This is a genomic window from Roseofilum sp. SBFL, from assembly GCF_017746885.1.
GTDB lineage: Bacteria > Cyanobacteriota > Cyanobacteriia > Cyanobacteriales > Desertifilaceae > Roseofilum.
The window spans coordinates 1-21,565 of sequence record NZ_JAGHZH010000062.1 but is presented as its reverse complement, the minus strand read 5'-3'; the positions used below and the strand labels follow the sequence as shown (position 1 = coordinate 21,565).

Annotated in this window: 17 protein-coding genes; 8 read left to right on the top strand and 9 right to left on the bottom strand. The window is 45.8% G+C overall.

Annotation, left to right across the window (positions count from 1 at the left end; all coding sequences use genetic code 11):
• Nucleotides 1-345: 345 nt before the first annotated feature.
• Nucleotides 346-945: a DUF4126 domain-containing protein gene (locus J7545_RS07050; protein ID WP_318700493.1), complete on the bottom strand. Its 600-nt coding sequence runs from the start codon at nt 943-945 to the stop codon at nt 346-348.
• A gap of 212 nt (nt 946-1,157) precedes the next feature.
• Here J7545_RS07050 and J7545_RS07045 point away from each other — a divergent pair, with 212 nt between their 5' ends.
• The 4 genes from J7545_RS07045 (at nt 1,158) to cbiM (ending at nt 4,877) form a co-directional block, all read left to right on the top strand.
• Nucleotides 1,158-2,519, top strand: coding sequence for a response regulator (locus tag J7545_RS07045; protein WP_318719342.1), 1,362 nt, complete (start codon nt 1,158-1,160; stop codon nt 2,517-2,519).
• A 266-nt stretch (nt 2,520-2,785) separates the two neighbouring features.
• Nucleotides 2,786-3,628, top strand: coding sequence for a hypothetical protein (locus J7545_RS07040; RefSeq protein WP_318700491.1), 843 nt, complete (start codon nt 2,786-2,788; stop codon nt 3,626-3,628).
• 66 nt (nt 3,629-3,694) lie between these two features.
• Complete coding sequence (locus tag J7545_RS07035) at nt 3,695-4,252, top strand: carboxypeptidase-like regulatory domain-containing protein (RefSeq protein WP_318719341.1); 558 nt, start codon at nt 3,695-3,697, stop codon at nt 4,250-4,252.
• Nucleotides 4,239-4,877, top strand: coding sequence for a cobalt transporter CbiM (cbiM, locus tag J7545_RS07030; RefSeq protein ID WP_318719340.1), 639 nt, complete (start codon nt 4,239-4,241; stop codon nt 4,875-4,877). Before J7545_RS07035 ends, cbiM begins: the two co-directional genes overlap by 14 nt.
• A gap of 432 nt (nt 4,878-5,309) precedes the next feature.
• On the opposite strand, the gene J7545_RS07025 is transcribed toward cbiM, so the two are convergent.
• From J7545_RS07025 to J7545_RS07010, 4 genes are all read right to left on the bottom strand, one after another.
• Entirely contained in the window at nt 5,310-6,941 is a 1,632-nt protein-coding gene (locus J7545_RS07025) for a CocE/NonD family hydrolase (RefSeq protein WP_318700488.1), read from the bottom strand.
• 89 nt (nt 6,942-7,030) lie between these two features.
• Nucleotides 7,031-7,381 carry a DUF86 domain-containing protein gene (locus tag J7545_RS07020; RefSeq protein ID WP_318700487.1) on the bottom strand — a complete coding sequence of 117 codons (351 nt, stop codon included), beginning with the start codon at nt 7,379-7,381 and terminating at the stop codon, nt 7,031-7,033.
• Nucleotides 7,353-7,697, bottom strand: coding sequence for a nucleotidyltransferase family protein (locus tag J7545_RS07015; protein ID WP_318700486.1), 345 nt, complete (start codon nt 7,695-7,697; stop codon nt 7,353-7,355). Before J7545_RS07015 ends, J7545_RS07020 begins: the two co-directional genes overlap by 29 nt.
• Before the next feature lie 12 nt (nt 7,698-7,709).
• Nucleotides 7,710-8,582, bottom strand: a complete 873-nt coding sequence (locus J7545_RS07010; protein ID WP_318700485.1) for an NAD(P)-dependent oxidoreductase — start codon at nt 8,580-8,582, stop codon at nt 7,710-7,712.
• 48 nt (nt 8,583-8,630) lie between these two features.
• Here J7545_RS07010 and J7545_RS07005 point away from each other — a divergent pair, with 48 nt between their 5' ends.
• From J7545_RS07005 to J7545_RS06995, 3 genes are all read left to right on the top strand, one after another.
• Nucleotides 8,631-9,947, top strand: a complete 1,317-nt coding sequence (locus tag J7545_RS07005) for a TMEM143 family protein (RefSeq protein WP_318719339.1) — start codon at nt 8,631-8,633, stop codon at nt 9,945-9,947.
• A 76-nt stretch (nt 9,948-10,023) separates the two neighbouring features.
• A complete protein-coding gene (locus J7545_RS07000) occupies nt 10,024-10,683 on the top strand; it encodes an ATP-binding cassette domain-containing protein (RefSeq protein ID WP_318700483.1) in 660 nt (219 codons plus the stop codon).
• A 12-nt stretch (nt 10,684-10,695) separates the two neighbouring features.
• Nucleotides 10,696-11,490: a Uma2 family endonuclease gene (locus J7545_RS06995; protein WP_318700482.1), complete on the top strand. Its 795-nt coding sequence runs from the start codon at nt 10,696-10,698 to the stop codon at nt 11,488-11,490.
• Between the two features lie 29 nt (nt 11,491-11,519).
• Here J7545_RS06995 and queG read toward each other — a convergent pair whose 3' ends face one another.
• From queG to J7545_RS06980, 3 genes are read right to left on the bottom strand one after another with little or no spacing between them, the layout of a single operon-like run.
• Entirely contained in the window at nt 11,520-12,461 is a 942-nt protein-coding gene (gene queG / locus J7545_RS06990; RefSeq protein WP_318700481.1) for a tRNA epoxyqueuosine(34) reductase QueG, read from the bottom strand.
• 33 nt (nt 12,462-12,494) lie between these two features.
• The gene (locus J7545_RS06985) at nt 12,495-12,923 is read right to left on the bottom strand and encodes an anti-sigma regulatory factor (RefSeq protein ID WP_318700480.1); all 429 of its coding nucleotides are present in this window, start codon (nt 12,921-12,923) and stop codon (nt 12,495-12,497) included.
• 5 nt (nt 12,924-12,928) lie between these two features.
• Nucleotides 12,929-14,626 (bottom strand): SpoIIE family protein phosphatase, encoded by a 1,698-nt coding sequence (locus J7545_RS06980; RefSeq protein ID WP_318700479.1) that lies wholly within the window; start codon nt 14,624-14,626, stop codon nt 12,929-12,931.
• Between the two features lie 420 nt (nt 14,627-15,046).
• Between J7545_RS06980 and topA the strand changes: the two genes are divergently transcribed.
• Complete coding sequence (topA, locus tag J7545_RS06975; RefSeq protein ID WP_318700478.1) at nt 15,047-17,635, top strand: type I DNA topoisomerase; 2,589 nt, start codon at nt 15,047-15,049, stop codon at nt 17,633-17,635.
• 444 nt (nt 17,636-18,079) lie between these two features.
• Here the strand turns inward: topA and gcvP are convergent, their stop codons facing one another.
• Nucleotides 18,080-21,010: an aminomethyl-transferring glycine dehydrogenase gene (gcvP, locus tag J7545_RS06970; RefSeq protein ID WP_318702028.1), complete on the bottom strand. Its 2,931-nt coding sequence runs from the start codon at nt 21,008-21,010 to the stop codon at nt 18,080-18,082.
• Nucleotides 21,011-21,565 lie beyond the last annotated feature (555 nt).

The following is a 21,565-nucleotide window of genomic DNA, read 5'->3' as shown; positions in this document are numbered from 1 at the left end:
CTAGATCAACCTCATAGAGAATAGTTAAAGAAAGTGAGAAGATTACGAGTTTTTATTTAAATATTTGGTAAAGACATTCGGCTCTTAAATGTAAAGTTTATGTAAAAATATTGAAGTGAGTCAAAAATGAATAAATAAATTTTCTGATTTACTCGGAAAAACTCTGTAATCGAACAGAGGGTTACACGATCTCAGAAACTGCCTAACCCTTTGCAGAAAAGGGTTTCAGGATTTTGAAATTCTTTGTCCTGATTTTTTAATCGGGCTAGAGAGAAATAGCTGTCTGATACCTGAGGATATTTACGCAAATTTTCAGTATTTCCCCTGATCGGGAAAACTTTGAGATTAATCGGGATTCTGTTTGTGGCGACGGGGATGGGAGAGATCGCCGGGTTTTGACTGTTCCACATACCAGCGATACCACTCCTTAGAGCTGCGGATAGCCAACCATAACAACAATAATGCAATCAGTCCTCCCTGTTCCGGGGCATCAAAAGCAAACAATACCAAAAATACACAGAGCAAATCTTGCAGGAAAATAGCCCATACAGGAAGTCCTCGGAGACGATAAAACCATCCTGCTTGTACCAGTTGTAAGACTAAGGCTAAGATCCCACCCACTGCACCAACAAGCCAAATCATCCAGGTGGGTTGTTGAAGAGTCGTTTGGGCGATCGCTATCCCCATGATCGTTCCAACTAAAGGACTAAACACCACCTGAAGCAACTGCTGCACCCGTTGACCTAAAAGTTGTTTGGGAGCAACCAACTCAAATAAAGACCAACTGACTAACACCCCTAACACAACCTGGGGCGGAATTAAAGATAGAATAGGAACACGAGACCATAGGGAATCACCGTGTAATAGACCAATGACTAATAACGGTAAAGCAATTCTCAGTCCTGCTGATGCAGAAGCAGAGAGGACCGCCAAAATCTCAATCATAACTTATGCACTTGGTCAATCTGTCAAGTATGAATGGAGGATACCCCATATTTGGATTAGAACAAAGACTCAGTATGATGAATGATAATACAGATCGCATTGGGAGTCCCTTGAGAGATTCTTCATCAGTTCTCATTTTCCCCTCTACCTTCAAACTTGCCGATAGGGAACTCCTAAAGTTAGTCTAACAAAAGAAATTGGAGAAATGACCGATGGAGATGGAGACTACCAAACAAGACTTAATCTTAATTGTCGATGATAATCCGACAAATATCAAAGTCCTCTTTAGCTTCTTAAAAGAATCTGGGTTTAAGGTTTTGGTAGCCAAAGATGGGGAAAGTACCTTAGAAAAACTCCAGGAAGTTACCCCCGATTTAATCCTATTGGATGTGATGATGCCAGGGATTGATGGGTTTGAAACCTGCCGTCAGATTAAAGCCTGTTCCCAAACCCAAGATATTCCCGTTATTTTCATGACGGCTCTATCGGATACGGTTGATAAAGTCAAAGGGTTGAAGATTGGTGCAGTGGACTATATCACTAAACCCTTTCAACAAGATGAAGTTTTAGCTCGGATGAATATCCATCTCCAGTTACAAAAATTAACTCGTCAATTTAAAATTCAAAATGAACAGTTGAAAAATTTAACGGAAGAACTTGAAGAACGGGTTGAAGAGCGAACTGCACAATTAAAAGACTCTATCCATCAACTTCAGGAAGCTCAGATTCAACTGATCCAAAGTGAGAAAATGTCCAGTTTAGGCGAGTTAGTTGCTGGCGTTGCCCATGAAATCAATAATCCAGTGGGATTTATTGCGGGTAATATTAGTATGGCGATGGAATATACCGAGGATATTTTTGAACATTTGAAATTATATCAAAAACAGTTTACCAATCCAGGAGATGAAATTACTGAACATGGAGAGGATATTGAACTAGAATATTTAATGGAAGATTTGCCGAATATGCTCTGTTCCATGGAGTCAGGAATTGAACGTATTCGGAATATTAGTTTGTCTTTGCGGAATTTTTCTCGGTCAGATAGTAATACGTGTACGGATTTAAATATCCATGAAGGATTGGAAAGCACACTCATGATTTTGAGGCATCGTTTGAAAGCCAACGATCAACGACCGGAAATCCAGATTAATAAACATTATGGAGAGTTACCGATTGTTCATTGTTATGCTGGCCCTTTAAATCAGGTATTTATGAATCTGTTAGCGAATGCAATTGATGCGCTGGATGAGCAAAATGAGAATGAGAATAAAAGTTATGAGGATTTGAAGGATCATCCCAATGAAATTACTTTAACGACTAAGGCAATGGGTGGGGGGAAGGTAGAAGTTAAGATTGCAGATAATGGCCCAGGGATTCCAGAGGATAAAATAACGAAGATTTTTAGCCCCTTTGTAACGACGAAACCGGTGGGGAAAGGAACCGGTTTAGGATTATCAATTAGTCATTCTATTGTGGTGGAAAAACATCAGGGTTCTTTGAAGTGTAATTCAGATTTGGGAACGGGAACAGAGTTTGTGATTCAAGTGCCGGTTAAGCAAGTTGGCTATGAATAATAAACAATAATTAAGGGAACAGGAAACCCTAAAAATAGAGTTTTCCCTATTGCTGGAGTGCGCAGCGCAATTGAGCATCACAACTGAGGTGGTTTTCCCGATCGCGAAAAGATCATCATTTTTTAACAGAGTTGCTCAAACTGAGATCTGATAAGCTGGAAAGCTCTTTCCTTGCTCATCTCTCTTCTTTTTTTATCCCCACAGGGGGCATTGTAATCTCCATCAAGATTCGCTTGACTAGAAACAGATGTCAAGTCAACAAAGATATGGTCAATCAACGTTTTCAGGTGTTGCTGGCTGCTGTTCTCGTGGCGGGTAGTTTGATGGGGTGTAACAGCCCTACACCACCGAGTTCAGATGTTCAAGAAAGTATGGGCAGCTTAAACTTGCGCGCCAATGGTGAAGATTTTGTGCGGCAAGGATTTACGTCTAAAGACGGTTGGCAGATCCAATTTAATCACGTCTATGTAACTTTAGACCAGGTAAAAGCTTATCAGAGCGATCCGCCCTTTAATGCAGAAGAAGAGGGAGAAATTGAAGCGGAAACGATCTTGGCATTTGATTCTCCCCAGACGGTGGACTTAGCAGCAGGAGATGGCGATGCAGAACCGATTTTAGTGGGGCAACTTGAGGATGTGCCTGTGGGAGTTTATAATGCGCTCTCTTGGCAGATGCTTCCTGCTCTTGAAGGACCAGCCCAAGGCCATACCTTACTTCTTGATGGTGTGGCTGAAAAAGACGATCGCCGGATTAATTTTCAGGTGAGTGTCGATCGAGGCTATTCCTATACCTGCGGTGAATTTGTGGGCGACCAAAGAAAGGGAATTGTGACCGATGGAAAGTCCGCTGATGTAGAAGCGACATTTCATTTAGATCATATTTTCGGCGATCGCACTGCCCCTGATGATGATGACATTAATGTCGGTGCGTTAGGCTTTGAACCCTTGGCGAACTTGGCTCAAAATGACACAGTTGAGTTAGATGAGTCCATGTGGCGATCGCAACTGACTCCTGAAGAGGTCAAACGCTTCGATGAAGCCCTCAACTCCCTCGGTCATGTGGGTGAAGGCCATTGTCATCAATCTCAGACCCTCCCCACACAGCCTTAAGCTACTCTTCAAGTCAACTGTAAAACCTCGTTTTCATTCCCTATTCCCTATTTCCCCTTATTCCCCATGTTGAATGCTCAAAACTTTGTACCACAAGTAGGGGCGAAAAAGTTTTTGCCCCTACTTTTGCCTCTTGCCTTTGGCCTAACGTTGGCTCTGGGTGAAAAAGCGATCGCCCATGGGGTAACTATTCAACATCATCAAATCTCTGCCATCCAAGTCCAAGCCACCTACGATTCTGGGGAGCCAATGGACAACGCTCAAGTGAGTATCTATGCTCCTGACGATCCCACAACCCCTTGGATACGAGGGATATCCAATGCCCAGGGCGAATTTGTTTTTGTGCCCGAACCGGGTCAAACCGGAACTTGGACGGTGAGAATTCGTAAAGCGGGTCACGGTCAAATTGCCCATATTTCCAGCCCTGAAACCCGATCAAACGTCGAGTTGATAGCAAAAAGTTCCAACCCTGAAGCCTCCCAAACCGCGATCGCCTCCGCTAGTTTAGGAGGTTATACTTCTATCCAGAAGGGGGTGATGATTGCCTCAGTCCTCTGGGGATTCATCGGAACCACGTTATTTTTCTCACGAAGTAGTCGGAGTAAGTCGAATGCACATTCCTGATGGTATGCTTCCCCCACAAGTGGTCATTGTGGGATACGCGGTCAGTGGGGGAGTCATGGCGTGGTCTTTGAAACAGATTGAACGGAGCGATCGCACCCAAGAACAAATTCCTAAAGCCTCCTTACTCACTGCTGCTTTTTTTGTCTCCTCCTCCTTTCATATTCCGATTCCTCCCGCAAGTGTCCATTTAGTCCTCAATGGATTACTCGGAGCCATCTTAGGCTATTATGCCTTTCCTGCTATTGTGATTGGATTATTTTTTCAAACTGTCATGTTTCAACATGGAGGATTATCTACCCTTGGAGTAAACGCCCTCTTAATGGGAATTCCTGCCTTACTCGCTGGATATCTCTTTCGTTCTCGGTTCATTTTTGGGTTTAAAAATCGATTTTGGACACTGTTCTTTGGCTTTCTATCAGGAAGTAGTGCAGTCGCTTTGTCCGCTACTATTTTCTTGAGTTTGGTCTTATTTACCTTACCTACAGATATTGACCAAAACTTAGAACAGGCTTCTTTATGGGCATTACTATTCGCCCATATTCCCCTCGTGATTTTAGAAGGACTCTTTACCGCCATGGTGGTTATTTTCCTGGAACAGGTGAAACCGGAATTAATTAACCATTAATATGATAGCGTTTTGTGCTAGGGAATGGGGAATAGGGAATAGGGAATAGGGAATGGGGAATGGGGAATGGGGAATGGGGAATGGGGAATGGGGAATAGGGAATGGGGAATAGGATTGTGGTACATGGCTTTGGGTACTCAACAGTGTACTCCATTACAGCACAAAGTGCTGTAAATCCTATCATTTCTTTTTAAGGTTGCCACTAATCAATTCTGGAGAAGCAAGTTATTCTTAGGCCCTGGTTAAGAGCATCATCATACAGAAATAGTACCGCCCCTACGGGGGATTGAATCAATTAAAATAACTGCCTCCTCTAGAAATAGAAGGAGGCAGTTATGTTCGAGCTTATCCTGTAGCCACAGCTATCTTATCTTACCTTCTTTGATAATATGGTAACAATGACTACGGGGATCGCTGGCGAGGGAGAAAACTTTAAAAACTCGATTCTAAAGGTAAGCAAATGCGGGAAAGATAAGTGCTACCAGATCGAAGGGAGAAGGTGATAACTTGAGCATCAATTAAACGGGTTTGACCAGGACTTTGACCAGTACCGGGATTCACAGGATAGGCAGGAAAACACGCGCCACTTAAACTTAACCGCAGACTACTACCTATGGGTAATTGGATACAGGTCGATTGCAAGTAGAGTTTTAGGGGATTTTGGGGTTCCGCGACACAGAGATAGCCTTGGGTAAAGTTATAAACTCTGCCGTCGGGTTTCACTTCTGAGAGGATAGCGGACAGGTCAAAGCTCTGTGTAGAGGCTTGACAATAGACTTCAACGATCGCCTCTCCTAAGATACACATCACCTCCGTTAACGGTTCGCTGGTGTAGGTTACGGTATCTGTTCGACATTCGAGGAGGGAGCGATCGCACGCTCCAAAAGGACTATACACATGGCCCCCCAGGGCAGGAAAGGGTCGCCAGGGGTCGTGAACCCAGCGATCCATGCTTTCATTCGGGGGAGCAGTTTCAATTAAAAAACCTTCTTTATCGCTAATATTCGCCAGTCCCGTACTGGAGAGATAATAGGATTTAGTGGAATTCTTCGGCCATTGAGCCAGCGATCGCCATCGGTTACTTCCCATTTCAAACACCGAAATCGGAGGCATCTCTAAGCGTCCCGTATCTTGACCCTTGAGAAACTGATTAAACCAATTGACTTGAATCAGATCGATGGGACTCGCTGCGGCTGCACCATAATCCAATTCTCCCACCTTACGCCCCCAAGGGAGATGGGCCCAGGGGCCAACAATCAGATGTTGGGGATAACTGCTGCGTCCGGTTAACTCATGATACCAGCGCAACGTTCCCCGCAGATAGGGATCGAACCAGCCGCCAATATGGAGCATCGGTAAATCTACAGCCTCTAAATTCGGCGATAAAGTGTGCCAATACTCATCCGGTTCGGGATGTTCTAACCACCGATGATAAAACGCATCGGGGCAATATTTCCGCAACGTTTCGTCTAAGCGGGGTTCTAGACCATGGACGGGAAGATTCCGGGAGGCATTGTAGAGAATTTGGTGGGCGATCGCATCGTTTTTTAAACGTGCTGTTTCGGCCGCTAATTGCAAGGCCCAACCTAAATTAGACGCGAAACAAAAGGCTCCCCCTTCATAGGCCCAATCTGCATAGAAATCATAGGCAATCATCGCCGGACAAAGGGTTTTTAGGGCTTTCGGTTTCCCTGAAGCGGCATACAGTTGACTCATTCCCTGATAGGAAAACCCATACATCCCCACCTCTCCGGTACTTCCAGGCAGTTGAGCGGCCCAATTAATTGTATCGATACCATCTTCAACTTCATGGATAAACAGGTGAAAATCTCCTTCAGATGTTCCTCGACCTCTGACATCTTGAATGACCACAATATAGCCATGGACTGCATACCATTCGGGGTGAGCATAGACCACTGTTGAGGCAATTTCCCGACCATAGGGTTGTCGCATGAGGAGAACTGGATAGGGGCCATCTCCTTCAGGTTGATAAATATCGGCATCAAGTCTAATCCCATCACGGGTAGTCAAGGATGTGGTTTGTTTGGGACGCAGAGTTAACATAATTTCCGGGAAAGGTTACGACTGGGGAACAGTGCAACCGCTACACCTAATCAATAGTGTAGGGTGTTGTTCTTATAAAAAGTTGAAAGTTATTCTTGTTGCTCCTCTTGTACCGGTAAGAGAAGCTTTATATTCTCTAGAAGTTCTGGAATGCTCGTTTGGGTGATTTCCCAGACTTGAGAAAGATCGATCTGTCGGTAGTCGTGGACACATTTATCACGCATTCCGGCAATTTGTCGCCAAGGGATATGGGGATTTTGCTGCCGGAGTTGGGTGGAAAGTTTTTTAGTGGCTTCTCCAATAATAGTAATGCTGTAGAGAATCGCTTTTTGGGATTTCAGGTCAGTCAGGAATGTAGCTTCGTCCATGTCTTGAACAAAGTTAATGATATCTTGGGCATTTTGGGCAATATCAAGCAGATAGAAGGGATCGCGATTCATAGATGACCTGATAATGATTGAGAATTTCCTGACGGCGAAGCCAGTTCCGGTCTTGTTCAACGGCTTTTTTACTGACGAGATCGACCTTTCGGTTGAACAAGTCTTGCAGTTGGTATTCAAGTCCAACAAAGTCTAACAGGCTAATTTTGTAGTTGGGAGCAAAGGTGACTAGGATATCGATATCGCTTTCAGAGCCAAAGTCATCACGGAGGATGGAGCCAAACAAGGCCAATTCAATGATTTGGGCATTCTGGCAGAATACCTGGAGTTGCTGGAGAGTGATATCTAGACGTTGATAGAGGATTTCAATATTCATACAGAAATGGTATTACCCTTCCCTAGAGCGAAGTGCTATCCCTTCAAAGAGAGCAGAATAGTCATCATCAAAATGGCCGCGATCGCCAGATTTTTCTAACACTTTAGCGATCCCCTCCAGCATACTCCCTTCTAATCCTAGATCTTTAGCGGCTTGCAGAAATAAACGGGTATCTTTGAGCAGATGTTTCACGGGGAAATTAGGATTACTGTACTGATGATCGAGCATTCGTTGCAGTTTCTTATCAAAGGTGGGTGCATAGAGGGCACTTTGACGCACCAATTGCATAAAGGCTTCTACATCGATCCCTTCGTGTTGAATCAGATGTAAACTCAGAGCAAAGGCGGTTGTTAGGGATGCAATCAGTTGATTCATCGCTAATTTTACCGTGGCTGCACTCCCCACAGGGCCAAGGTGGAGCGGTTCCGGGCCAAAGGTTTGCAAGAGGGGACACCACTGTTCAAAGTCGGCTTCTGACGCACCCACCATCACCAACAATGTCCCTTTCTTCACTTCGGGAATACTGCCTAATACGGGAGCTTCTAAATAGTTTCCTCCGCAGTCGCGAATCTGTTGAGCCAGAGTTTTGGTTTCTGTGGGGGCAATAGTTCCCATTTGGATAATGGTATGGCCGGCTAATCCAGGTTGGGTGGTAGGATTGAGGATAACTTCGGCGATCGCCTCTCCATTGGTCAGCATGAGGAGCGTACAGTCCGATGATTGTAGCACTTCAAGAGCAGAAGTGGCGATCGCTACCCCGGCTTCTGCTAAAGATTTAAGCTTCTCTGGTGTACGATTATAGGCAGTGACCTGATATCCGGATGCTTGCAACTTTAGGGCCATCGGGCCACCCATCAGTCCCGTGCCTATAATACCAACTCTCACAAGGACACCTCCTTCAGTTCCCTTTGATTCTCGACTTTTCTGTGACCTATGGCTCATTATAGCGATCGCGAAGCCTATATTCCCTTTGACCGCCATCATCTGATTGAATTATGTCTCAGAGATGGAAAACTCCCCAAACCAGAACAGGAAAAATTTCGCCAATTTTGTCAGCTTCTATCCGCCTATTATCATTTTCACTTCCATTCAATTTTAGAAGATCTCAAAGACTATTATACACCCTTTAATCCCTATGAAGAACTGTCCGAGTTTCAGCGCTTCACCTCCGCCGATCGACAGCAGATGGAAGTCGATTTCTTTGATCGCTTTGAGCAAGTTTTACAACGAGCCAATTACTTCCCTCTGTCCCAAGAGACCCTAGAGGAAGCCTTTAGCCAACGCTCCCTCATTGAACTCAAAACTGATATTGATTTTAACGACTTCGATCGAATGCTATTCTATTGTCAGGGAGACATTTATCAACTCATTACTCGTAAGAAATGGTTTCGGACGATTAAGGAAGACCTGGATATTTTCGAGCGCGTTGTCGTGGCCATTAAGTTTAAAGATAAATCCTATTTTTCAAAAGATGAGGATATGAAATTTAAACCAGGTAAAATCTATCTTTTTTATTATAAAAATGTCCCTAAATTTGATTTAGAACTTCTGTTTCCCAATATCAAAGTGAGCATGACTTGGAAAGACCGAATCATCTTAATCGGATCAGCCATTGGTGCAGCGATTCCTGTCCTCATCAAGATCTTGCCACAGATCGTAATTCTTGTAGGCGTTATTCTATTTTTCACGGGTACTTTACCCGGAATGGAAGATATGAAAGCTAACGAAGAAGATGTGCGGAATTTAACGCCTGCCTTGTTGGCTACCCTATCTCTCTTGGTTGCTTTTGGTGGATTTGCATTTAAGCAGTATAATACCTATAAAAACAAAAAGATAAAATTTCAGAAAAAAGTAACTGAAACTCTATTTTTCAAGAACTTAGCCAATAATACCAGTGTATTTCATACCCTCATTGATCTGGCAGAGGAAGAAGAATGTAAAGAAATTATTTTAGTCTACTATCATTTGCTCACTAGCGGCAAACCAATGACTCCAGAACACTTAGACGATCGCATTGAGTCTTGGATGGAAAAAACTTGGAATTGCCGGATCGACTTTGATATTAATGGCCCCCTGAATAATTTATATAATATTCGAGGAACGTTAAATAACCTCCAGGGTAAATCCCAATCAGATATTCCCTTATTGAGCTATGATGAGTGGGGGAAGTGCCAAGTCAAATCCTTAGATGATTCCTTGGAAATCTTAGATTATTTATGGGATAATGTCTTTCGCTATAGCCAGAGTTAGGTGTATGGAGGAGAATAGGGAATAGGGGAATAATTGAGATACCAATTACCAGTTACTAGCGCAAAGCGCTATAGATATGAATACCAATACTTGTTTGTCCACTCATCAAATTGGGCGCAGAATCCAAGGAAAATGGCTATGGAGAAACTTAAGTTTTAGCTTAACCCCAGGATCTCGCTTGGGGTTAGTGGGAGAATCTGGGAAAGGGAAAACCCTATTATTACGCGCTCTAGCGGGATTAGATCCCTTGGATGAAGGTCAGATTTTCTGGTCACAACAGCCAGGAGAAGAGCGCAATCTGACCCCAAAAATTTTTCCCTATTATCGTTCCCAAGCCATTTATATTCATCAACAATCAAGCGTATTTGAAGGAACAGTAGAAGATAATTTAAAGGTTGTTTATACCCTGGCTATTCATGAACATAAAACCTATAATCTGGAATTCATTCAAATGCTACTCACCGAACTGAATCGTCCTTCAGACTTTCTGCAAAGACCGGCTACTACCCTATCCGGAGGAGAGCGGCAAATTCTCAGTTTACTTCGCGCTCTGCAACTCAATCCGATGATTTTATTTTTAGATGAACCGACAGCATCTCTTGACCCCCAAACTACAGAAAAAGTCGAAGATTTAATCGATAGTTGGATTCAGGAAAATCCTTACAGGTGCTGTATTTGGACAAGTCACGATCCTCAACAAATGGAGCGGGTAACGAGCGATCGCCTAGAATTATAGAACGACGTTAAAATGGCGATATCGTTCACCGATCAATTATACGGTTTACCCATTACCAGCACAAAGCGCTATAACCCCATGAACCCAACGCTCACCTCCTCCCCAGAACATTCCCCTACTCTCGACTGGGAAGATATTGGCGAACCCGATGTCAGCGATATTGTCACCGAGGATGATACACCCGTGGATAATCTCATTTCTGAAAAGCAACAGCGCTTGTTAACCACCTGCTTGTACAGTGGACTAGAGACAGAGTGCCCCTTTATCGCCATGGCTAATGTAGGATTATTCTATGGCAAAGACTATCCCCCCCTAGTTCCCGATGCACTCCTCAGTTTTGGGGTAGAACTGCCCCAAGATATGAGCCAAAAGAAAAATCGCTCTTATTTTGTCTGGAACCTAGGGAAACCCCCTGATGTCGCCATTGAAATTGTCTCCAATAAAGTGGGCAATGAATTAGGCTCGAAATTGGAAGACTATGCCAGAGCAAGAGTACCCTATTATGCTGTATTTGATCCCTTCCATTATTTATCCAAGAAAACCCTTCAAGTTTATGAGCTAAGAGGGTTGAGCTATTATCTGCTCCCCCATAGTTGGATGGAGGGGATTCAATTAGGGTTAACCCTATGGAATGGAATGTTTGAGGATTTTGAGTATCAGTGGTTGCGCTGGTGTGATGCTGAAGGAAATCTCATCTTAACTGGGGATGAAAAAGCCCAAGAGGAACATCAACGTGCAGAACAGGAACGCCAACGAGCTGAACGGTTAGCCCAGCTATTAAAAGAGCATGGCATTATGGACGAATAATCACCATTCTGCTTTTAATTGATTCATTTTTAATTGATATTAGCACGGGCATTTCTTCTCCACATTGGGGGTTTAATGCGTCTCAGGGCGGAGGCACGAAAACGTCGATCCCACTCTTGTTCGGAGAGGTTGGCTAGATCGATGAGTTTGGGGGCAAGATTTTCTGGATAGGGATGAAACTCTTCGATCGCCGTCGGTTGGGAAAATCTCTGATTCCAAGGGCAAACATCTTGACAAATATCACATCCGGCAACCCATCCATTTAAGTGTTTGGCGATCGCCTCTGGCAATTCCTCAGCACGGTTTTCAATCGTGTGATAAGCAATACAGCGATTGGCATCGACGACAAAGGGTTTCGCGATCGCCCCAGTAGGGCAAGCCTGGATACAGCGCACACAAGTCCCACAATGTTCTGTATGGGGCTTATCTGGCTCTAAGGTCAAATTCGTCAAAATCTCCGCCAGAAACACCCAGGAGCCAAATCTACGGGTAATCAGATTCCCATTTTTCCCCACCCAACCCAAGCCTGCTGTTTCAGCCCAGAGTTTATCTTGCACTGGCCCGGTATCCACATAGGCTTTAAGTTGGATATCTTGTCCCTGTTCCTGCAACCATGCCGTAAAAACCTTTAACTTTTTGCCAATCACCCGATGATAATCTCTTCCCCAAGCATAGCGAGAAATTTTGCCATACTCCGATGCTTGGGGTTGAGAATAGGGCGTATAATAATTGAGTGATAAACTAATAATTGAGGCTACCTGGGGGAAAGCCACGCGAATATCTTGGCGTTTGGGGTTTGCCATCCAATCCATATCCGCATGATAGCCCTGAGCTAACCAGTTTTGCAGTCCTTGAGCCGCTTGTTGGGCGATCGCCCGATCTAACACTGCTATCCCCACTTGACTAAAACCAAGATCAATAGCCTTTTCTTTCACCTTTTCTGAAGTTAAGGTGGTGGACTCTTCAGACATCAATACTACCCCAACTCACCCTTCAATCCGAAATTATTCTTTCTGCAAAGCCGGTACACTCGCCTCTAGTTTTAGACAATTCCGACCATCAATTTGTAGGCGATACTCCACTCTATCCATCAACCGATTCATAATCAACCACCCATAACCTCCTTCCTGTTTTTGTTCTGGATCGGGTGGCAGATAAGTCGCTAAATCATAACCTTGACCGTGATCCCAAACCTCTAGAGCAATATCACTATCCTGCAATTCCAAACACATCACCACGGGTAATTCTGCCTTATCTTTATGGGCATGACGAACCACATTAGAATAGGCTTCCACTAAGGCTAATCGAAACCGAGTTGATTGTCTTGACCAATCGGGTGACTCCCCCAGTTCCACTTCCAAACATCCCAGTAACCAGGACTCAACAATTCCCAGAAATTTCAAATCGCTTGGCACATTTAGCTTAGTTTTCATGAGACCTACAAAACCTCCAAAGATAGCAGCGTTTGATCATCTTCTTGTATAGCACTATCTGCTCGAACACTATCAAGCAGTTGGGTTAAATTAAGTTTTCCAGACTGCTGACTCAACAATCTCCATAACCCTTCTTGATTCAGCATGGCTTCTGAATCTATTTGACCTGCACCCGGATCTTTCGCTTCAGTAATGCCGTCACTGGTGAGTAACAGCACATCTCCTGATTCCATTTTCACCTGTCCAGACTGAGCTTTCCAAACGGGTAAAATACCCACTGGAATACCCCGCACTTTGAGGATATTGGGTTCTACCGTAACGGGTTCATTAGAAGACAATTGCTCCATCAGTTTTTTGTGAGACCAAATCAGGGGATAAACATGCCCAGCACTGGCATAGGCGAGTTCCTGAGTCGAGGGACGATAGCGAGCCACTGCCATAGTGATAAAAGAGTTGTTATTCGTCAAATCATCAATCAGGGAACTATTCAGGTTCCGGATCACTTCATTCGGCTCCTGGGATGTATCCTGAGACAGTTCTCGTCGCAGTACAGAAATGGCACTAGCCATAAATAGAGCAGCAGGAACTCCTTTACCCGAGACATCACCAACGGCTACCCAAATATCGCCTTGGGGATGGACATAGACTTCAAAGAAATCTCCGCCGACTTCTCGTGCCGGATAGCAATGGGCTTGGACATCAACGGCATCAATTTCAGGCCAACTTTGCCGGAGCAGGTTAGCCTGAAATTGACGAGCAACTTCGAGTTCCGATTGCAGTTGATTGGCAAGTTTAGTCGCTCGTTCATAGAGTTTGGCTTGCGAGAGAGCTAAAGAGGCTTGTTCAATAATGCTCTCTAGCAGTTGAATATCTTCATCGGGCCAAACGGTATCGGTGTCATATTGATAAAGGGAGAGGATACCAAACAAGCTCTCTTGATAGCTTAGGGGGACGGCTAGGTGCAGATAAGGGAGATCGCCTTCTGAAGACCGTTGAGTTTGGGTTTGATGACTCTCTAGAGCGGATTGAATTAAGGCTTGAGAGTCTGGGGAATTGAGGAGATTGATATCCTCTGAGGAGTCCGGAACCTTATGATAAGCAAACTGATGTGCAGTCAACTTTTTTTCTTCAACGGACTGAAGACAACAGAAATCTGCTTCAAAGTTCTCGCCCAGCGTTTCGCTGATGTTTTGCAACATACTGTCGTAATCGAGCTTATCTCTGAGAGCCGTCATCACCGTATTTTGAATCGACTCCCGCCGTAGCGATCGCCGCAAATTATTCGTACTTTGTTTAATGACTTGGTAGGTCTCTGAAGCTTGCTCAATTAAGGCCTTCAGTTCCGTCGGGTTCCAGGGTTTAACAATATACTTAAACACCTTCCCCGCATTAATGGCCTCAACCAAGTCCTCCACATCTGTATAACCGGTTAATAAAATACGGATGGTGTCTGGATACTGTTCTACCGTTTTGCCCAGAAACTCCGTACCATTCATTTCTGGCATCCGTTGGTCAGAGATAATGATTGACATTTCTCCTTCTTGATCCAGAATCTCTAGAGCGGCCTTTGCACTTTCAGCACGGTAAACTTGGAAATCTCGTCGAAAGGTTCGATAAAGTAGATCTAAGTTGTCTCGTTCATCATCAACGACCATCAATTTGGCTTTTTTACTGCGTCTTTCTCGGCGTTCACCCTGACTCATTCCACGCTCCCATTACAGGTTGGTTTGACGGTACAGTAAAGAAAGTCACCCAGTTGGGATAAGACTTTCGGTTTAACGGGCCCTTCAAAGCTGCTATCTTTACTAGATTTCATGAGGTTTGTCAAGGTCATCTGAATCTACAGGATCATTTGCTCCAAGCAGTTGAGTATTTTGGGATTATTGATCCACTTTAACTTTACTAGACAGTTTACACCTACTCGACTAGGACTGAATAGGGGGAGGGAGGATGGGGAGGAAATCGGATATAACAAGGAAAGGATCAAACCCAGTGTTACTCTGTCCCCATTCCCATAAATCTTAATGATTTATCCCTTGACAAATGCACAAAAATCTTCCAAGTTGACAAACTAGCTAGAGATAAATTAACCCATCTCTGCTGATCTATTCCCCATATGCCCTATGTCAAGCCTCGTTATCGTTGAATCTCCAACCAAAGCGCGAACGATCCGCAACTTTTTACCCAGTGGTTACCAAGTAGAAGCCTCAATGGGTCATGTTCGTGACCTTCCCTCCGCCGCTGATGAAATTCCCGCCAGCGTCAAAAAGGAGAAATGGGCCCAATTGGGAGTCAATGTAGAAGCAAACTTTGAACCTCTCTATGTGATTCCCAAAGATAAAAAGAAAATTGTTAAAGAACTCAAAGATGCTCTCAAGAAAGCGGATGAGTTAATTCTGGCGACAGATGAAGACCGAGAAGGTGAGAGTATTAGTTGGCATCTAAAGGAACTCTTAAAACCCAAGGTTCCCATTAAGCGGATGGTCTTTCATGAGATTACCCAAGAAGCCATTCGGGCAGCCCTAAAAAACTGCCGGGATATTGATTTGCAATTGGTTCATGCTCAAGAAACCCGGCGGATTTTAGACCGCTTGGTGGGATATACAATTTCTCCTTTATTGTGGAAAAAAATAGCGCCGAAACTCTCAGCCGGACGGGTGCAGTCGGTGGCGGTTCGGTTGTTAGTGGCTCGCGAGCGGGAACGGCGAGCTTTTCGTCAGGGATCGTATTGGGATCTCAAGGCGACGTTGGAACAGACGAAACTGACGTTTGAAGCCCGGTTAACCACTCTGGATGGGGTTAAGATTGCAACAGGCAGTGATTTCGATCCTCAGACCGGAAAAATCATTAATAACCGTAAGGTGAAACTGCTCAATGAGACAGAAGCGAAGGCACTGCAAAAGCAGTTAGAGGGAAAAACTTGGACGGTGACTGAGGTGGATGAAAAGCCGACGACGCGCAAACCGTCTCCTCCCTTTACGACTTCGACTCTGCAACAGGAAGCAAATCGCAAATTGGGGTTATCCGCGAAGGAAACGATGCGGACCGCCCAAAATTTGTACGAGCAGGGCTATATTACCTATATGCGGACGGATTCGGTGCATTTGTCGAAAGAGGCGATCGCCGCAGCTCGCAGTTGTGTAGAACAGAAATATGGGCCCGAATATCTCTCCCCTACGCCGCGCCAATACAGCACGAAAAGCAAGGGAGCGCAGGAAGCTCACGAAGCCATTCGTCCAGCCGGAAAGCAGTTTCGTACGCCCCAAGAAACAGGTTTAGGGGGTCGGGAAGCCAAGGTTTATGACCTGATTTGGAAGCGCACCGTAGCGTCTCAAATGGCCAATGCCCAGTTAACCCAAATTGCGGTTAATCTGCAAGTGGAAACCTCAGAATTTCGTGCTTCTGGTAAACGGATTAATTTCCCTGGCTTTTTCCGCGCTTATGTGGAAGGTTCTGACGATCCCGATGCCGCCTTGGAAAATCAGGAGGTGATCCTGCCCGAACTCAAAGCAGGGGATCATCCTAATTGTAAACAATTAGAGGCGATCGATCACCAAACCCAACCCCCCGCTCGCTTTACTGAAGCGTCCTTAGTCAAAACCCTGGAAAAAGAAGGGGTGGGCCGTCCCAGTACCTACGCCAGTATTATTGATACGATTATCGGCAAGGGTTATGCCCAAATGATCAATAAGGCCCTTGTGCCTTCCTTTACCGCCTTTGCGGTGACTAATCTTCTAGAACAGCATTTTCCCGATCTGGTGGATACTCAGTTCACCTCTCGCATGGAGCAAACTTTGGATGATATTTCTATGGGACAGGTGGAGTGGCTACCCTATCTAAAAACCTTTTATCAAGGTGAAACGGGTTTAGAAACTCAGGTGAAAGAACGGGAGAGCCAAATCGATCCCAATACCGCTAAAACTCTGGAATTGGAGGGTTTAGAAGCTAAAGTCCGTTTAGGGAAATATGGCCCCTATGTGGTGGTGGAAAATGGAGAAGATGAACCGCTCACGGCTTCTATTCCGCCCCATTTAACCCCCGATACTCTCGATCTCGAACAGGTACAAACGCTGCTCAAGCAAAAAACCGAAGGCCCTGACTGCCTCGGTGTTCATCCGGAGATGGGAGAAGAGATTTTTATCCTCAATGGAACCTATGGCCCCTATGTGCAGCTTGGTGAGGTGTCGGAGGAAAACAAAAAACCAAAACGTGCTTCCTTGCCCAAAGGGATGAAACCAGAAGAGGTAACCTTGGATATGGCCGTAGGGTTGTTATCTTTACCTAGATTGTTGGGACAACATCCCGAAACGGGAGCGAATATCAAAGCAGGTTTAGGTCGCTTTGGCCCCTATATTGTCCACGATCAAGGTAAGGAAGGTAAAGATTATCGCTCTTTGAAGAAAGAAGATGATATCTTAACGATTGGCCTCGATCGCGCTCTGGAATTACTAGCCCAACCGAAAAAAACCAGGGGAGGAGGTCGCAGTAAGACTAAGGAACCCTTACGAGAGTTGGGAACACATCCAGAGGATGGAGAAGCCATTAATATTTATGATGGCCCCTATGGCCCCTATGTGAAGCATGGTAAAGTGAATGCCAGTGTGCCGAAAGAACGGCCGGTTGAAGAGGTAACTTTAGAAGAGGCTCTAGAGTTATTGAAGGCTAAGAAAAGCACGAAAACTACCAGTTCGCGGGGTCGCAAGAAGAGTTAGCGGCGATCGCTTCACGACAGAACAGAAACCCCCTCTTGGACACGTCGGTTAACCTAAGAGGGGGAATTTTTCCCTGTTTTTCCTCAAAACCCTGTGGAAAACTTGTTTCCTTTGTGGAAAAAATGGGGAAAACCCGATCGCACTAAGAGCGGATAAGGAGACTCACAAGCTAGAGTCTAGAAGGGATAGAAACACTAAAACTTTACAGCAGTTTCCTCTGCTATGAGGTACATTAATGACGGTTTTTAACAATATCTAGAACAGCTCAGAGCTTCTACCAAGTCTGTTGTTTGCTCCCCCTATCCCCCCATCCCCCCATCACAGCGCTTTGCGCTGTATTCCCTATTCCCCATTCCCTAGCGCCAAGAAACCGGGTTTCTCCTGGGATGTCCTTGCTTTGAGCAAGAAGGAAACAGATGACCCGGCTTCTATCTGTTCTATCGCCTAAGAATAGGCTTCCATGGGAGCGCAGGAACAGACAAAATTGCGATCGCCAAATGCATTATCAATTCGTCGCACTGGCGGCCAATACTTAAACTCCTTCGTCCAAGGCGCAGGATAGGCCGCTTGCTGGCGCGAATAGGGATGCGTCCACTCATCCGCTAACAGCATTTCAGCCGTATGGGGAGCATTTTTGAGCAGATTATCCTCCGCAGACATCTCTCCCCGCTCAATGGCTGCAATTTCCTCGCGAATGGCAATCATGGCATCGCAGAAGCGGTCTAGCTCTTCCTTCGATTCGCTTTCGGTGGGTTCAACCATGATCGTTCCGGCCACTGGCCAAGACATAGTAGGCGCGTGGAACCCATAGTCCATCAACCGTTTGGCAATATCTTCGGCTTCCACACCCGCCGACTTTTTCAGGGGGCGCAAGTCCACAATACACTCGTGAGCAACTAAGCCAAACTTGCCGGTGTACAAAATGGGATAATGGGGGTCGAGACGATGGGCGATATAATTGGCATTCAGAATCGCTACTTTCGTGGCATCGGTTAATCCTTGCGTGCCCATCATGGCAATATACATCCAGGAAATGGGCAGAATACTCGAACTTCCCCAAGGCGCGGCTGCTACCGCTCCCTGTTGGTTCTTGCCTAAATCGACGATACTATGACCGGGAAGGAAGGGAACCAAGTGGGGCGCTACGCCAATGGGCCCCATCCCCGGGCCGCCGCCACCGTGGGGAATACAGAAGGTTTTGTGTAAGTTCAGGTGACAAACATCTGCGCCATAGTCTCCGGGACGACATAATCCCACTTGGGCGTTCATGTTGGCTCCGTCGAGGTAGACTTGACCGCCATGGCTATGGATAATTTCGCAGATTTCTTGAATGGCTTCTTCAAATACGCCGTGGGTGGAGGGATAAGTGACCATAAGCGCCGAGAGTTGAGCGCTGTGTTTTTCGGCTTTGGCTCTGAGGTCAGTGAGGTCAATATTACCCTGGCGATCGCATTTTACCGCGACTACCTTCATCCCACACATCACGGCACTGGCGGGGTTCGTGCCATGGGCTGACTCTGGAATCAGACAAATATGGCGATCGCCTTGTCCGTTATGCTGATGATAGGCTCGAATCACCAATAATCCGGTATATTCTCCCTGAGACCCCGCATTGGGCTGCAACGAAACCGCCTCAAATCCGGTAATTTCAGCTAACCAAGCTTCCAACTGACGGAACATTTCCTGATAGCCTGCCGTTTGCTCCAGGGGTGCAAAGGGATGAATTTGACCGATTTCCGGCCAAGTCACCGGAATCATCTCGGCTGTAGCATTGAGTTTCATCGTACAAGAGCCGAGGGGAATCATGGAGGTCGTCAAGGACAAATCCTTCGCTTCCAGGCGATGCAGATAGCGCAATAGTTCCGTTTCCGAATGGTATTGATGGAATACGGGATGGGTCATGTAGGGACTTTGGCGCGTGAAGTGACCCAAATCTGGGGTCGGTGCAGACCCGATAATTTCTTCTGCGCTAAAGGGTAAATTTTGTCCCTGGGCAAAAATCTCCCATAGGTCGATGACATCTGCGATAGTCGTGGTTTCATCCAATGAAATCCCCACAGTCTTCTCATCTAGAGTACGGAGGTTAATTTCCTTCCCATTAGCGGCAGCTAATAGGCTCTCTAAGGACGTTTCACCCAAGTTTACCCGTAAAGTGTCAAAAAACCGGCTTTCAGGCAAGCTATAGCCCAAACGCTTGAGACCAGCGGCTAACCAGAGGGTATGTTGATGGATCGTTTTGGCGATCGCCTTCAGACCTTCCGGCCCGTGATACACGGCATACGTCGAGGCAATCACCGCCAACAGCACCTGAGCCGTACAAATATTACTTGTCGCCTTATCCCGGCGGATATGTTGTTCCCTCGTTTGCAGCGCTAACCGCAGAGCCGGCAGTCCATCCTTATCCTTCGAGCGACCGACAATGCGACCGGGTACTTGCCGTTTATAGGCTTCGCGGGTGGCTAAATAGGCCGCATGGGGGCCGCCATAGCCTAGGGGAACCCCAAACCGTTGGCTATTCCCCACCACAATATCCGCATCCATTTCTCCTGGAGGAGTCAACAGGGTGAGGCTCAGAAGGTCAGCCGCTACTGTCGCCAGAGCGCCTACTTCATGGACTTTGGCAATACATTCGCTGTAGTCATAAATCGTGCCATCGGTTGCGGGATATTGCAGCAGCGCCCCAAAGATGGGTTGGCTAAAATCAAAGGTGCGATGATCGCCCACAATCACTTCGATACCCAAGGGTTGGGCGCGGGTTTGCACCACTTCAATGGTTTGAGGATGACACTCTTGGGAGACAAAAAAGCTGTTAGCCTTATTTTTGCAGAGGCCATAGCTCATGCTCATCGCTTCGGCGGCTGCTGTTCCTTCATCGAGTAAGGAAGCATTGGCCATTTCTAACCCGGTTAAATCAATAACCAGGGTCTGAAAGTTAAGTAAGGCTTCGAGACGACCCTGGGCAATTTCGGCTTGATAGGGCGTATAGGCAGTATACCATCCGGGATTTTCCAGGATATTACGTTGGATGACCGGTGGGGTGATACAGTTGGCATAGCCCATGCCTATATAAGAGCGAAAAATCCGGTTTTCGCCCATCATCTCTTTGAGGGTTTTCAGCGCTTCATGTTCGCTTTGGGCGCTGGGGAGATCGAGGGGCTGAGTGAGCTGGATCGCTGGGGGAATGGTACGCTCAATTAAGGCCTCTAAGTCATCGATTTCTAACAGGTTGAGCATCCGCTGAATATCGTTGTCATTCGGGCCTAAATGGCGATCGTAAAATGGGCGAGTCTGTGGCTCAGACGCGGGGACAGAGGAGTTTGGGGACAAAGATCCGGTATTCATGTTAGCTTTAAGGGTTACGTCTGAATTCTGCATGGGCGATCCATATCTCACATCAAAAGCTTGAAAAAAGTGCCATAAGAGTTATGATGACACCTTTTTCTTGACTTAGGGTTTGACATACTCCACTGGCTAAAGTCGAGTAGATTCTCCAAACATCACTGCTTTGGATTTCTGATTCAACGAGTTCGCTTCAACTAAATCTCTTGCGGTATTTAATCCAGAGGCGATCCTCTCCTCAGACGTTCGCTCCATTCCAGAAGCCTGTTTTCGTATGCTCTACGATACAGTTCAAAACCTAAAATATTCAGTTTCTCTGATACTTGGTGCTTGAAGTTTTCACCTTCTCAAGCTTTCCTGAGAAGAACCCCATAACTTCAGTTTTCAAGGTGCGTGCCTTGCGGCTACTGGGTTTTTCACGGGGCTGATTACCCTTTCTAGCTTAGAATCTTGACATCCACCCCTGCCTAAAGGCGAGGGGATTCCTAAACCTCACGATTTAGGTTTCTGTTTCATCGCAGTTGCCTTCACAGATTTACTCTGTTCGGGTCTTACACTCGCTCCGCAGACTGACACGGCAAGCCCTGCCGC

Coding starts and splice junctions, on each gene's coding strand:
- J7545_RS06995 (WP_318700482.1), top strand. CDS start 10,696: ATGGCGATATCGTTCACCGATCAATTATACGGTTTACCCATTACCAGC.
- J7545_RS06980 (WP_318700479.1), bottom strand. CDS start 14,626: ATGAGTCAGGGTGAACGCCGAGAAAGACGCAGTAAAAAAGCCAAATTG.
- J7545_RS07045 (WP_318719342.1), top strand. CDS start 1,158: ATGGAGATGGAGACTACCAAACAAGACTTAATCTTAATTGTCGATGAT.
- J7545_RS07040 (WP_318700491.1), top strand. CDS start 2,786: ATGGTCAATCAACGTTTTCAGGTGTTGCTGGCTGCTGTTCTCGTGGCG.
- J7545_RS07025 (WP_318700488.1), bottom strand. CDS start 6,941: ATGTTAACTCTGCGTCCCAAACAAACCACATCCTTGACTACCCGTGAT.
- J7545_RS07000 (WP_318700483.1), top strand. CDS start 10,024: ATGAATACCAATACTTGTTTGTCCACTCATCAAATTGGGCGCAGAATC.
- J7545_RS07035 (WP_318719341.1), top strand. CDS start 3,695: ATGTTGAATGCTCAAAACTTTGTACCACAAGTAGGGGCGAAAAAGTTT.
- cbiM (WP_318719340.1), top strand. CDS start 4,239: ATGCACATTCCTGATGGTATGCTTCCCCCACAAGTGGTCATTGTGGGA.
- J7545_RS07050 (WP_318700493.1), bottom strand. CDS start 945: ATGATTGAGATTTTGGCGGTCCTCTCTGCTTCTGCATCAGCAGGACTG.
- gcvP (WP_318702028.1), bottom strand. CDS start 21,010: ATGCAGAATTCAGACGTAACCCTTAAAGCTAACATGAATACCGGATCT.
- J7545_RS06985 (WP_318700480.1), bottom strand. CDS start 12,923: ATGAAAACTAAGCTAAATGTGCCAAGCGATTTGAAATTTCTGGGAATT.
- queG (WP_318700481.1), bottom strand. CDS start 12,461: ATGTCTGAAGAGTCCACCACCTTAACTTCAGAAAAGGTGAAAGAAAAG.
- J7545_RS07005 (WP_318719339.1), top strand. CDS start 8,631: ATGGCTCATTATAGCGATCGCGAAGCCTATATTCCCTTTGACCGCCAT.
- J7545_RS07015 (WP_318700486.1), bottom strand. CDS start 7,697: ATGAATATTGAAATCCTCTATCAACGTCTAGATATCACTCTCCAGCAA.
- topA (WP_318700478.1), top strand. CDS start 15,047: ATGTCAAGCCTCGTTATCGTTGAATCTCCAACCAAAGCGCGAACGATC.
- J7545_RS07020 (WP_318700487.1), bottom strand. CDS start 7,381: ATGAATCGCGATCCCTTCTATCTGCTTGATATTGCCCAAAATGCCCAA.